Raw genomic sequence first — 12,447 nt, forward strand, 5'->3', positions numbered from 1 at the left:
TCCTCCACGGCCTCTTCGCGCCATAGGAGCGGGCGGGCCCGCGCGCAACGCGCCGCGCTCGCGAAAACTGCCGTCGCGCGGAGGGCCTTGAGGCGAGGGGTCGGTCTGCTATACGCCTAGGCAGGAGGGGCAGGTTTGCCCGGCCCACTGACGCGTGCGCCAGAGAGGGGTTTAGAACACAACATGCTGACAACCGGGTTCAAGGCAGGTTTCGGGGCAGGTCGCCGGGGCGCGCTGACAGGATTGATGCTCGCGGCCGGGCTCGCGCTGGCGGGCGTCGCCGGCGGGGCCTCCGCCCAGGCCGCGGCGCCCAGCGCCGGCCCCGCGACGAGCGCCACCGCCGCGCCGAGCGGGCTGCGCCCCGCCGACGCTAACCAGGGCCCCGCCGGCGGTACCGTGCAGAAGGCCGATGCCGCGCCGGCCGCGCCAGCGCTAGCGATGGACGGCGCTCCGGCCATGGACGCGCGGGTCGTCAGCACGATCCCCAAGATCGGGCAGCCGGTCGACGGCGTCATGCACATCCAGCCGCAGGTGACCAAGAATGGCCTGCGCGCGCACTGGTTTCACGATCGCATCCTGTTCCCGCTGATCACGATCATCTCGCTGTTCGTGCTGGCGTTGCTGGTGTTCGTGGTGATCCGCTTCCGCGCCAGCCGCAATCCGACGCCGTCCAAGACCAGCCACAACACCGTGATCGAGGTGGTGTGGACGCTCGCGCCGGTGCTGATCCTGGTCGCCATCGCAGTGCCCTCGATCGGGCTGCTCCAGGCGCAGTTCCGCCCCGCCCCGGCGGGCGCTGTGACGCTCAAGGCGATCGGCAACCAGTGGTTCTGGAGCTACCAATATCCGGACCACGGCGGGATCGAGATCACCGCCAACATGCTCAAGGAAGGCAGCCAGGTCGCCGCGGGCGAGCGCGCGCGCAGCGACGCCGACGGGCCGCGGCTGCTCGCCACCGACAATCGCGTTGTGCTGCCGGTCGGCGTGCCGATCCGGTTGATCACCACCGCCAATGACGTGATCCACAGCTGGGCGGTTCCCGCCTTCTGGATCAAGCTGGACGCGATCCCGGGCCGCCTCAACGAGACCAGCTTCACCATCGACAAGCCCGGCCTCTACTTCGGCCAGTGCTCGGAGCTGTGCGGCGCTCGTCACGCCTTCATGCCGATCGCGGTGGAGGCAGTGCCGCCGGCGCAGTTCGCCGCCTGGGTGCGCGCCAAGGGCGGCTCGATGCCGGCCGCAGGCAAACCCTCCGACAAGGTGATCCCGCAGCCCGGCGCCGACGGCTCGGCCGCGGTGATGGACGAGGCGGCGATGAGCAACGCGCTGACCGGTCCGACCGAGAACGGCACCGACACTCCCACCCCTTCCCCGCAGGGCGCGACCGGCAACCCCGGTGGCGTCGGCGAAGCCGGACGCTAAGACGATGACCGACACTGCGCTCCACCCGTCCGCCTTCCAGGCGCACGATCACGGCCACCATGACGCGCACGCCGACCACAAGCCCGGCTTCTTCGCGCGCTGGTTCATGTCCACCAACCACAAGGACATCGGCACGCTCTACCTGATCTTCGCGATCTGCGCGGGGATCATCGGCGGCGCGATCTCGGGGCTGATGCGCGCCGAGCTGATGCATCCGGGAATCCAGTACCTGCCCAAGTGGGTGGCGATGCTGCACGGCGGCACCGAGCAAAGCTTCGACCAGGCGCTCCACCTGTGGAACGTGCTGGTCACCGCGCACGGCCTCATCATGGTGTTCTTCATGGTAATGCCGGCGATGATCGGCGGCTTCGGCAATTGGTTCGTGCCGATCATGATCGGCGCGCCCGACATGGCCTTTCCGCGGATGAACAACATCAGCTTCTGGCTGCTGGTCCCCGCCTTCACGCTGCTGCTGGCCTCGCCCTTCTTCGGCGGCGCGGGCACCGGCTGGACGGTCTACGCGCCGCTCTCCACCTATGGCGAACCGGGGCCGTCGGTCGACATGGCGATCCTGTCGCTCCACCTCGCCGGCGTCAGCTCCATCCTCGGCGCGATCAACTTCATCACCACGATCTTCAACATGCGCGCGCCGGGCATGACGCTGCACAAAATGCCGCTGTTCGCCTGGTCGGTGCTGGTCACCGCCTTCCTGCTGCTGCTGGCGCTGCCGGTGCTCGCCGCGGCGATCACGATGCTGCTGACCGATCGCAACTTCGGCACCACCTTCTACGACCCCGCGGGCGGCGGCGACCCGGTGTTGTACCAGCATCTGTTCTGGTTCTTCGGCCACCCCGAAGTGTACATCATGATCCTGCCGGGCTTCGGCATCATCAGCCACATCGTCGCGACCTTCAGCCGCAAGCCCGTGTTCGGCTATCTCGGCATGGCCTATGCCATGGTCGCGATCGGCGTGGTCGGCTTCGTGGTGTGGGCGCACCACATGTTCACCACGGGCATGAGCGTCAACGTGAAGATGTACTTCACCGCGGCGACGATGGTGATCGCGGTGCCGACCGGCATCAAGATCTTCTCCTGGATCGCGACGATGTGGGGCGGCTCGCTGCGCTTCCCCACGCCGATGGTCTGGGCGATCGGCTTCATCTTCATGTTCACCGTCGGCGGCGTGACCGGCGTGGTGCTCGCCAACGGCGGCGTCGACGATTACATGCAGGACACTTATTACGTGGTGGCGCACTTCCACTACGTGCTGAGCCTCGGCGCGGTGTTCTCGCTGTTCGCCGGCTTCTATTACTGGTTCCCGAAGATGACCGGGCGGATGTACTCGGAGCTGCTCGGCCAGTTGCACTTCTGGGTGTTCTTCGTCGGCGTGAACGTGATGTTCTTCCCGATGCACTTCCTCGGCCTGCAGGGCATGCCGCGGCGCTACCCGGACTATCCCGACGCCTTCGCGCATTGGAACCAGGTCGCGACGGTCGGCTACATGATCATGGCGTCGGGGATGGTGATCTTCTTCGTCAACGTCGTGTGGTCGATGTTGGGGGGCAAGAAGGCGCCCGACAATCCCTGGGGCGCGGGTGCGACCACGCTGGAGTGGACGCTGTCGAGCCCCCCGCCCTTCCACCAGTTCGAGACGCTGCCCAAGATCGACTGATCGGGCGCCCGCTCGTGAGACCATGGCCGGCGCCGCGTCCACCGACGCGGCGCCGGTTGGCGTTTGCGACGCTGAGGAGCGGGCGTGAGGACCTCCCTTCCCCCTTCCTTCGTGGGGATGACGGTCAAGGGAGTGAGGGCGGGCAAGTCGCCCCCACCCCTAGCGATTCCGTAACCCCTCCCTCGCTACACCCGCCGCGATGGAACTCGCGCGCGCCTACAAGCAGCTGATCGACCAGATCATCGCGATCGCCGGGCCGGCGCCGCTGCTTCACGTCCACGCCGGACTCGCGATCTACCTCTTCGCCCGAATCGTCCTGCGCGAGCGGCGCGGCTCGCTCGCGGCGCTTCATGTCGTGTTCGCGGCCGAGATGCTCAACGAGGCGCTCGACTGGCTCGCGGCATCGCCGAGCTGGACGCTGCGGGATACGCTCGGCGACGTAACGCTGACGATGCTGTGGCCCGTCGCCATCGCCGCGGTGGCGCAGCACCGCCGCCGACGCTGGCGCCGGTCGACCGCGCGCCGACCCCACGCCGCTGTACCAGCCGCCCCATATCCAAGCAGTTGAATGCTGCACTGCACCGCTTGCGGCTTGCCAGACCGCGAACGTAACGGGTAGCGCTCCGGGTGAGGGGCCGATCGCGTCCCATCGTCAATCAACGAGGAGCGACCACCTTGCGCATCACCATGATCGGCTCGGGCTATGTCGGGCTGGTATCGGGCACCTGCTTCGCCGATTTCGGCCACGACGTCGTCTGCGTCGACAAGGATCAGGGCAAGATCGAGCGGCTGCTCGCCGGCAAGATGCCGATCTACGAGCCCGGTCTCGAGGATCTCGTCGCGCGCAACGTCCAGGCCGGGCGCCTGCGTTTCACCACCGACCTCAAGGAGGGCGTGAAGGACGCCGACGCGGTCTTCATCGCGGTCGGCACGCCCTCGCGCCGCGGTGACGGCCACGCCGATTTGTCCTACGTCTACGCCGCCGCCAAGGAGATCGGCGAGGCGATCTCGGGCTATACCGTGATCGTCACCAAGTCGACCGTGCCCGTCGGAACCGGCGACGAGGTCGAGCGGATCATCGGCGCGGCCGCTCCCGACGCCGACTTTGGCGTGGTCTCCAACCCGGAATTTCTGCGCGAGGGCGCCGCGATCGACGACTTCAAGCGGCCCGATCGCATCGTCATCGGTTCGGAGGACGAGCGCGCTACCGACGTGATGCGCCAGGTGTACCGCCCGCTGTACCTCAACGCCGCGCCCATCCTCGTGACGCGCCGTCGCACCGCCGAGCTGATCAAATATGCCGGCAACGCCTTCCTCGCGACCAAGATCACGTTCATCAACGAGATCGCCGATCTGTGCGAGAAGGTCGGCGCCGACGTGAAGGACGTCAGCCGCGGCATCGGCCTGGACAATCGCATCGGGTCCAAGTTCCTCCACGCCGGTCCCGGCTACGGCGGCTCGTGCTTCCCCAAGGACACGCTGGCGCTCCTCAAGACCAGCCAGGACTATGACGCGCCGCAGCGCATCGTCGAGGCGGTGGTCGCCGTCAACGACAACCGCAAGCGCGCCATGGGTCGCAAGATCGTCCACGCGATGGGCGACGACGTGCGCGGCAAGACCGTCGCGGTGCTGGGCCTCACCTTCAAGCCCAACACCGACGACATGCGCGACTCGCCCGCGATCGCGGTGATCCAGACGCTGCAGGACGCCGGCGCGACGGTGAAGGCCTATGACCCGGAGGGCATGGAGCAGGCCGAGAAGCTGCTCGGCGACGTGATCTATTGCAAGGGCCCGTACGAGGCGATCGAGGGTGCCGACGCGCTCGCGATCGTGACCGAGTGGGACCAGTTCCGCGCGCTCGACTTCGATCGCGTCAAGTCGCTGCTCAAGGCGCCGGTGCTGATCGACCTGCGCAACATCTACACGCCCGACGAGCTCGCCGCGGCGGGCTTCCAGTATACCAGCATCGGTCGCTGAGCCCGAGCGGCGCCGCTTCTCCCCTGCTGCGGGAGGATCGGCGCCGCGCTCCGCGCTTGGCAGCGGCACGCGGGTCTGCTGTCTGGGCGGCATGACCCGCCTCCTTCCCCGTGCGCTCGCCGTCGCGCTGCTGCTCGCCGCCGCGCTGCCCCAGGCCGCCGCGGCGCGCACCGTGCTCTTCATCGGCAACAGCTTCACCTTCGGCGCCAACTCGCCGGTACAGCGCTACCGTCCCGATCGCGTCACCGATCTCAACGGCGAGGGCATCGGCGGCGTGCCCGCGCTGTTCAAGACCTTCGCCGACGAGGCCGGGCTCGACTGGCAGGTCAGCCTCGAGACCTCGCCGGGCAAGGAGCTCGCCTGGCACTTCGAGAACCGGCGCAGGCTGATCGATCGGCCGTGGGACGCGGTGGTGCTGCAGGGATACAGCACGCTGGACCCGGCGCGCCCCGGCGACCCGACGCGCCACGTCGCCGCCGCGCGCGACCTCGCCGCTCTGTTCCGCGCGCGCAACCCCGCGGTGATCGTCGATCTCGTCGCCACCTGGTCGCGCGCCGACCTCACCTATCGACCGGGCGCGCGCTGGTCGGGGCAGCCGATCGTCGCGATGGCGGACGAGCTCGCCGCCGCGACCGACCGCGCCGTCGCGGAGGGCGGCGGCCTCACTGCCGCGGTGGCGGTGGGCAGCGCGTGGAACCGCGCGATCCGCGACGGGCTCGCCGATCCCGACCCCTATGACGGAGTCGCCTTCGGCCAGATCAGCCTGTGGAGCTGGGACCAGTATCACGCCAGCGCCGAGGGCTATTATCTCGAGGCGCTGATGACCTTCGGTACGCTGACCGGCATCGACCCGCACCGGCTCGACGGGCGCGAGCGCGCCGCCGACGACCTCGGACTGAACCCGCGCGTCGCCACGCGGCTGCGCGCCATCGCCAGCGACGAGCTGCGCGCGCGCGGCCGCCTGGGGTGAGGGCTTGGGGCGGTCGCGCGATGGCACTTGATCGTTGTGAGAACGGGCGCGGATCGAGGCGCGCCTGACGAAGCGACGGAGTGTCGAGGGTCTCCCTCCCTTGCCCCCCTCCCTTGCCCCTTTCGTCATCCCCGCGAAGGCGGGGATCCATAAACGCTGAGGTCGCGGCTCAAAGCGGGACTCGCGCGTCTGAAACACCGCCTTCGCAGGGATGACGGTGTGGGGGGCCGAACAATCGCGGACGACGAACAAGGGAGATGACGAGCGTTGGGGAATGACGCCGGGCAAGGACGATCCTCGTCGGAGACCTTCGCGTATGCCGAGGCCATACACCCCCGCCCCTACACCGGCGCCTCAACCTCGAAACGCGCCCCCTCCGGCGGGTAGGCGACCGCCACCCGCCCGCTGACATGCGGCGCCAGCACCCGCTCGATCATGCGCGAGCCGAAGCCGGTGCGCGTCGGCGCGGTCACCGCCGGACCGCCCTGCTCGATCCAGGAGAAGCGGAGTCGGCGCGCGCCGTCGTCGGTCGCCAGCGCCCAGCGGATCGTCACCCGTCCCTCGGGCACCGACAGCGCGCCGTACTTGATCGCGTTGGTGGCGAGCTCGTGCAGCGCCATCGACAGCGCCAGCGTGATCTCGGGACTGAGCCGGATCGGGGGTCCCCCCGCGTCGAAGCGGCGCCCGTCGCGGTCCGCGAAGGGCGCGAGCACGCGCTCGACGATGTCGCCAATCGCCGCGCCCTCGACCTCGTCGTGGACCAGCAGCTCGTGCGCGGCGCCGAGACTGGCAATCCGCCCCGCCACTGCGCCGCGCGCCGCCGGCAGCGAGGGGGCGTCGCGCAGCGTCTGGCTTACCACCGCGCCGACCGTGGCGAGGATGTTCTTCACCCGATGCGTCAGCTCGCGCGCCAGCATCGCGCGATGCTCCTCGGCGAACTTGCGATCGGAGATGTTGGTGGTGAAGCCCACCATCGCCAGCGGCGTGCCGTCGGCGCGATATTGCATTTCGGCATGGACCGCGATCCAACGCTGCTCGCCCGCCGGGGTGAGCACGCGATACTCGATGTCATAGGCCGCGCCGCGCTCCAGCGTGGAGGCCAAGGCGGCCACGACGCGATCGCGGTCGATCGGGTGGACCGCGGCGATCAACTCGTCGAGCGTGACATCCTCGTCGGATACGCGACCGAAATTGGCCTTGCAGCTCGCCGAGGAGGTGATCGCGCCCGTTGTCGGATCGACCGAGAAGGTACCGAGCCCGCCCGCGCGCAGCGCCAGTTGCAGCCGCTCCTCGCGCTCCGCTAGCGCGGCGTCGCGCTCGGCCACCTCGGCGGCGAGCTGCTCGCGGTCCTGCTGCAACCGCGTGAGCCGGTGGCGCTCAAGCGTGACGTCAAGCTGTGACGAGACGAAGTAGCGCAGTGCCCCGCCCGCATCATGCACCGGCGCGACGGTCAGCCGGTTCCAGAAGGGCGCGCCGTCGCGACGATGGTTGAGCAGGTCGACCTCGATCCGCTCGCACCGCGCGATCGCCCCGCGCAGCCGCGTCACCTCGGCAGGGTCGGTCAGCGGACCCTGCATGAAGCGGCAGTTGCGGCCGACCAGCTCGGCCGCGGTGAAGCCGGTCAGCGCCTCGAACGCGCGGTTGACGTAGAGCAGCGGGTTGTCCGGCAACGTCGGGTCGCTGATCGCCATCGGGGTGATCGACTCGTCGAACGCCGCGACCCAGGGATCGCCCTGCGCCAGGCGCGCGGCGAAGGCGGCCACCGCCGCGCGGACCGCGGCGTCTGGCTCACGCGGGAGCAGCGGTGGGGAGGCGCGGGAAGGATCGTCCAAGATGCTGGCTAGCATAGATTAGTCCTTCCCCTACAGCAACTCGGCGCAGCCTGCCGCGCGGCAGCACGATGCCGCCTAGGCGAGCGCTGGCGGCGCCACTAAAGGTCGCGCACGACCCGGGATAAGAAAGAGGATCTATGCTGCGGAATCTATTGGCCTTCACGACGATTTCCGCGGCCTTGGCGGGATGCGGCGGCACGACCGCCCCGGCCGGCAACCAGCAGCAGCAGCAGAGCGCCGCCGCCCCGAGCAGCGGCGCGCCTACCACCGCGGCCGCTCCCGTCAATTACGGCAACGCCAAGCCCGCCGCGGCCAAGCCGTTCGACAGCGCCACCGTGGCGACCTTCGACCAGCCCTGGGCGCTCGCCTTCCTACCCGACCGGCGCATGCTGGTGACGGAAAAGCCGGGGCAGATCTGGCTCGTCACCGCCGACGGCAAGAAGACCAAATTGAGCGGCGTGCCCAAGGTCCACGACGACGGCCAGGGCGGCCTGCTCGACGTTGCGGTGTCGCCGCACTTCGCCACCGATCATGCGGTGTACATCAGCTACAGCGAGCCGGGCACCGGCGGGGACGCGCTCGCGTTGGCGCGCGCGACGATCGACCCGGCCGCGGCGGCGCCCGCGCTGACGGGGCTCAAGGTGATCTGGCGCCAGCTGCCGCGCGGCCAGGGCGGCCAGTTCGGCGCCTATATCGCCTTCGCGCCCGATGGCCAGCACCTGTTCCTTGCCGCGGGCGATCGCCAGCGCATGACCCCGGCGCAGGACCCCGACCAGCCCGTGGGCAAGATCCTGCGCCTGACGCTCGACGGCAAGCCCGCGCCCGGCAATCCCGGCGAGGGAAAGACCGGCGCCACCACGCTGTCGCTGATCGACCCGCCCGAGAACACCGTCGCGGCGGCCAAGGCGAAGGGCCGGCAGGTCACCGTGCCGGCGCCCAACCTGACGCCGGCGGAGACGTGGAGCAGCGGGCACCGCAATCCCTATGGCCTCGCCTTCGACTCGCAGGGCCGCCTGTGGTCGGTTGAGATGGGCCCCAAGGGCGGGGACGAGCTCAACCTGATCGAGCCGGGCAAGAACTATGGCTGGCCCTTGGTGTCGTACGGCTCGAACTACGACGACGTGCCGATCCCCAGCCCAACCACGCGGCCTGACATGGCCGAGCCCGCGCTCTACTGGAACCCGGTGATCGCGCCGGCGGGGTTGACCTTCTACGACGGCACGTTGTTCCCCGACTGGCGCGGCTCGGCCTTCGTCGGCGGGCTGGCGGCGACCGCGCTGGTGCGGATCGCCTTTGACGGTACCAAGGCGCGCGAGGCGGAGCGCTGGGACATGGGCAATCGCATCCGCGCGGTGGTGAGCGGCCCGGACGGTGCGCTCTGGCTGCTCGAGGACGGCGCCGAGGCCAAGCTGCTGCGGCTCACCCCGAAGAAGGCGGGCTGAGGCGGATCGCCCTCTCCCCGCGCGGAGAGGGCGTCACCGCGCGCGCACGTAGCTGCCCGGGGCGGGCTCGATCGCGGGCAGCGCGCCAGCGCCCGGCACGCGCGCGCCGGTGGCGGGCACCTCGTCGGGCGCGAGCGCGCGCAGCCACGCCGCCCAGTCGGGCCACCAGCTGCCCTTCACCTCGCGCGCGCCGGCGACGAACTCCTCCAGCGACGCCGCGCCCGCCTCGTTGATCCAGTGCTGGTATTTGCCCGCGGCCGGCGGGTTGACCACGCCCGCGATATGGCCCGAGCCGGCCAGCACAAAACGCAGCGGGCCGCGGAAATGCTCGGTGAGTTTCCACACGCTCTCGGCCGGCGCGATATGGTCCTCGCGCCCGGCCTGGACGTAGCTCGGCGTGGTCACGCGGGCGAGGTCGATTGGCACGCCCGCCACGACCATCTCGCCCTTCGCCAGCCGATTGTCGCGGTACAGGTCGGTGAGGTAGGCGAGATGCCATTTGGCCGGCAGGTTGGTGACGTCGCCGTTCCAGTGAAGCAGGTCGAACGGCACGTGATCCTTGCCGAGCAGATAGTTCTGCGTGACATAATTCCAGATCAGGTCGCGCCCGCGCAGCAGGTTGAAGGTCGCCGCGAGATAGCGGCCGTCGAGGAAGCCCTGCGGACTGAGCGCCGCTATGACCTTGAGCTGCTCGTCGTCGATGAAATGGAGCAGGTCGCCGGCGCGGCTGAAATCCACCTGTGCGGTGAGGAAGGTGGCACTGACGACGCGGCTCTCCTCGCCCCGGGCGGCGAGCAGCGCCAGCGTCGCTGCCAGCGTCGTCCCCGCGACGCAATAGCCGATGCTATGGACCGCGGGCACGTCGAGCAGCGCGCGCACCGTGTCGATCGCGTCGAGCTGCGCGGCGACGTAATCGTCCCAGGTCACGTCCGCCATCGCGGCGTCGGCCGAGCGCCACGAGACGATGAAGACGGTGACCCCCTGCTCCACCGCCCAGCGGACGAAGCTCTTTTCGCGCGTCAGGTCCAGGATGTAGAAGCGGTTGATCCAGGGCGGAAAGATCACCAGCGGCGCGGCCAGCACCCGCTCGGTCGCGGGGGCGTATTGGATCAGCTCGTAGAAGGGCGTCCGCTTGACCACCTGCCCGGGCGTGGTGGCGAGATCTTCACCCAGCGTGAAGGCGCCCTCCTTGCTGTGGGTCACCTGCCCGCGCTGCAGGTCGTCGAGCAGGTGTTGCAGCCCGGTGAGCAGATTCTCGCCGCGCGTCGCGATCGTGCGCTCGATCACCTCGGGGTTGGTCAGCGCGAAGTTGGACGGGCTCATCGCCTCGACGAAGCCGCGCGCGGCAAAGCGCAGCTGCGCGCGAGTCCGTTCGTCGACGCCGTCGAGCTGATCGACGCCGCGCAGCAGGTGGTCGGCGACCAGCGCGTAGCTCTGCCGGATCCAGTCGAACAGCGGATGGTCGCGCCACGCCGCGGCGGCGAAGCGGCGGTCCTTCTCGGGCCGCGCCGCGACCGCGCGGTCGGGCATGGCGACGCGCTGCCACAAAGCGAGATAGTCGCTCCAGAAATCCTGCACCTGCGCCGCCGCTTTCTCGGGCGCGGCGAGCGGCACGCCCGCCTCCATCAGCATCTGCTGCGCGCGACCGGCCACCCAGGTCCAGTGCTGGAGTTCGGCGAGATCGGGGATCGGCGGCTTGGTCGTCGCGCTCACGGCTCGTCGCTCCTCGTTGGCGTGCCCGGCATAGCGCAAGCGCCTGACGCGGCGAAGCCGAGGCGCAGGCTTTTTCTGCCGGGCGGGTGCCGTGCGGAGCGAATGGCGATATAGGTGAGCGTGAAGGAGTGCCCGCCCGTGTCCGATGAATTCTACCGCATGAAGCGCCTGCCGCCCTACGTCATCGCTGAAGTCAATGCGATGCGGGCACAGGCGCGCGCGGGCGGAGAGGACATCATCGATCTCGGCATGGGCAATCCCGACTTGCCACCGCCCGAGCATGTCATCGCCAAATTGATCGAGGTGGCGCAGAAGCCGAGCGCGCACGGCTACTCGCAGTCGCGCGGCATCCCGGGGCTGCGCCGCGCCCAGGCCAATTACTACGGCCGCCGTTTCGGGGTGGAGATCGACCCCGAGACCGAGGTGGTGGTGACGATGGGGTCGAAGGAGGGGCTCGCCAGCCTCGCCACCGCGATCACCGCGCCGGGCGACGTGGTGCTGGCGCCCAACCCGAGCTACCCGATCCACACCTTCGGGTTCATCATCGCGGGCGCGACGATCCGCGCGGTGCCGACCACGCCCGACGAACATTATTTCGCCAGCCTCGATCGCGCGGTGGCCTTCACCGTGCCGCGGCCGAGCGTGCTGGTGGTCAATTACCCCTCGAACCCGACCGCGGAAACGGTCGATCTCGCCTTCTACGAGCGGCTGGTCGCCTGGGCGCGCGAGAACCAGGTGTGGGTCATCTCCGACCTCGCCTATTCCGAGCTGTACTATGACGGCAAGCCGACCGTCTCGATCCTTCAGGTGCCGGGCGCGCGCGACGTCGCGGTGGAGTTCACCAGCCTCAGCAAGACCTATTCGATGGCGGGCTGGCGGATCGGCTTCGCAGTCGGCAACCGCAAGCTGATCGCGGCGATGACGCGGGTGAAGTCGTACCTCGACTATGGCGCGTTCACGCCCGTCCAGGCGGCGGCCTGCGCCGCGCTCAATGGTCCGCAGGACATCGTCGAGAAGAACCGGCAGCTCTATCACAAGCGCCGCGACGTGCTGGTGGAGAGCTTCGCGCGCGCAGGTTGGGACGTGCCCGCTCCGCCCGCCTCGATGTTCGCCTGGGCACCGCTGCCGCCCGCGCTGGCGCATCTCGGCAGCCTGGAATTCTCCAAGCAGCTGCTCAGCCATGCCAAGGTCGCGGTGGCGCCCGGCGTCGGCTATGGCGAGAACGGCGAGGGCTTCGTGCGGATCGCGCTGGTCGAGAATGAGCAGCGGCTGCGCCAGGCGGCGCGCAATGTGAAGCGCTACCTGCAGAGCATGGGCGTCAACGTGCCGGGCAAGGCGGCGGGGTGAGCTGAGGTGCGGGCGGGACTTCGAAGCAAGCCCCTCCCCTGAGGGGGAGGGGAGAGGCGCACGGCATCCTAG

The 12,447-nt window shown here is 69.4% G+C and carries 9 protein-coding genes; 7 read left to right on the forward strand and 2 right to left on the reverse strand.

The annotated features are described in order from the left end of the window. Nucleotides 1-183: 183 nt before the first annotated feature. The 5 genes from coxB (at nucleotide 184) to QBJ89_RS11525 (ending at nucleotide 6,041) form a co-directional block, all read left to right on the forward strand. The gene (gene coxB / locus QBJ89_RS11505) at nucleotides 184-1,422 is read left to right on the forward strand and encodes a cytochrome c oxidase subunit II (RefSeq protein WP_277980641.1); all 1,239 of its coding nucleotides are present in this window, start codon (nucleotides 184-186) and stop codon (nucleotides 1,420-1,422) included. Between the two features lie 4 nt (nucleotides 1,423-1,426). Next, nucleotides 1,427-3,094 (forward strand): cytochrome c oxidase subunit I, encoded by a 1,668-nt coding sequence (gene ctaD / locus QBJ89_RS11510; RefSeq protein WP_277980642.1) that lies wholly within the window; start codon nucleotides 1,427-1,429, stop codon nucleotides 3,092-3,094. Between the two features lie 199 nt (nucleotides 3,095-3,293). Continuing rightward, nucleotides 3,294-3,662, forward strand: a complete 369-nt coding sequence (locus QBJ89_RS11515; protein WP_277980643.1) for a hypothetical protein — start codon at nucleotides 3,294-3,296, stop codon at nucleotides 3,660-3,662. 107 nt (nucleotides 3,663-3,769) lie between these two features. Then, nucleotides 3,770-5,071, forward strand: coding sequence for a UDP-glucose dehydrogenase family protein (locus QBJ89_RS11520; protein WP_223011505.1), 1,302 nt, complete (start codon nucleotides 3,770-3,772; stop codon nucleotides 5,069-5,071). A gap of 91 nt (nucleotides 5,072-5,162) precedes the next feature. After that, nucleotides 5,163-6,041, forward strand: a complete 879-nt coding sequence (locus tag QBJ89_RS11525; RefSeq protein ID WP_223011506.1) for a PEP-CTERM sorting domain-containing protein — start codon at nucleotides 5,163-5,165, stop codon at nucleotides 6,039-6,041. 341 nt (nucleotides 6,042-6,382) lie between these two features. Here QBJ89_RS11525 and QBJ89_RS11530 read toward each other — a convergent pair whose 3' ends face one another. Further along, nucleotides 6,383-7,888, reverse strand: coding sequence for an HWE histidine kinase domain-containing protein (locus QBJ89_RS11530; protein ID WP_277980644.1), 1,506 nt, complete (start codon nucleotides 7,886-7,888; stop codon nucleotides 6,383-6,385). 122 nt (nucleotides 7,889-8,010) lie between these two features. On the opposite strand from QBJ89_RS11530, the gene QBJ89_RS11535 reads away from it, so the two are divergent. Further along, nucleotides 8,011-9,315 (forward strand): PQQ-dependent sugar dehydrogenase, encoded by a 1,305-nt coding sequence (locus QBJ89_RS11535; protein ID WP_277980645.1) that lies wholly within the window; start codon nucleotides 8,011-8,013, stop codon nucleotides 9,313-9,315. A 33-nt stretch (nucleotides 9,316-9,348) separates the two neighbouring features. On the opposite strand, the gene QBJ89_RS11540 is transcribed toward QBJ89_RS11535, so the two are convergent. After that, nucleotides 9,349-11,028: a PHA/PHB synthase family protein gene (locus QBJ89_RS11540; protein WP_277980646.1), complete on the reverse strand. Its 1,680-nt coding sequence runs from the start codon at nucleotides 11,026-11,028 to the stop codon at nucleotides 9,349-9,351. Nucleotides 11,029-11,166: 138 nt separating this feature from the next. Here QBJ89_RS11540 and QBJ89_RS11545 point away from each other — a divergent pair, with 138 nt between their 5' ends. Continuing rightward, nucleotides 11,167-12,375 carry an LL-diaminopimelate aminotransferase gene (locus QBJ89_RS11545; RefSeq protein ID WP_277980647.1) on the forward strand — a complete coding sequence of 403 codons (1,209 nt, stop codon included), beginning with the start codon at nucleotides 11,167-11,169 and terminating at the stop codon, nucleotides 12,373-12,375. The last annotated feature ends 72 nt before the right edge of the window (nucleotides 12,376-12,447 follow it).

Origin of the sequence: Sphingomonas phyllosphaerae, assembly GCF_029623345.1 — a bacterium.
Classification (GTDB): Bacteria; Pseudomonadota; Alphaproteobacteria; order Sphingomonadales; family Sphingomonadaceae; genus Sphingomonas; species Sphingomonas phyllosphaerae_C.

Coding starts and splice junctions, on each gene's coding strand:
- coxB (WP_277980641.1), top strand. CDS start 184: ATGCTGACAACCGGGTTCAAGGCAGGTTTCGGGGCAGGTCGCCGGGGC.
- ctaD (WP_277980642.1), top strand. CDS start 1,427: ATGACCGACACTGCGCTCCACCCGTCCGCCTTCCAGGCGCACGATCAC.
- QBJ89_RS11515 (WP_277980643.1), top strand. CDS start 3,294: ATGGAACTCGCGCGCGCCTACAAGCAGCTGATCGACCAGATCATCGCG.
- QBJ89_RS11525 (WP_223011506.1), top strand. CDS start 5,163: ATGACCCGCCTCCTTCCCCGTGCGCTCGCCGTCGCGCTGCTGCTCGCC.
- QBJ89_RS11530 (WP_277980644.1), bottom strand. CDS start 7,888: ATGCTAGCCAGCATCTTGGACGATCCTTCCCGCGCCTCCCCACCGCTG.
- QBJ89_RS11535 (WP_277980645.1), top strand. CDS start 8,011: ATGCTGCGGAATCTATTGGCCTTCACGACGATTTCCGCGGCCTTGGCG.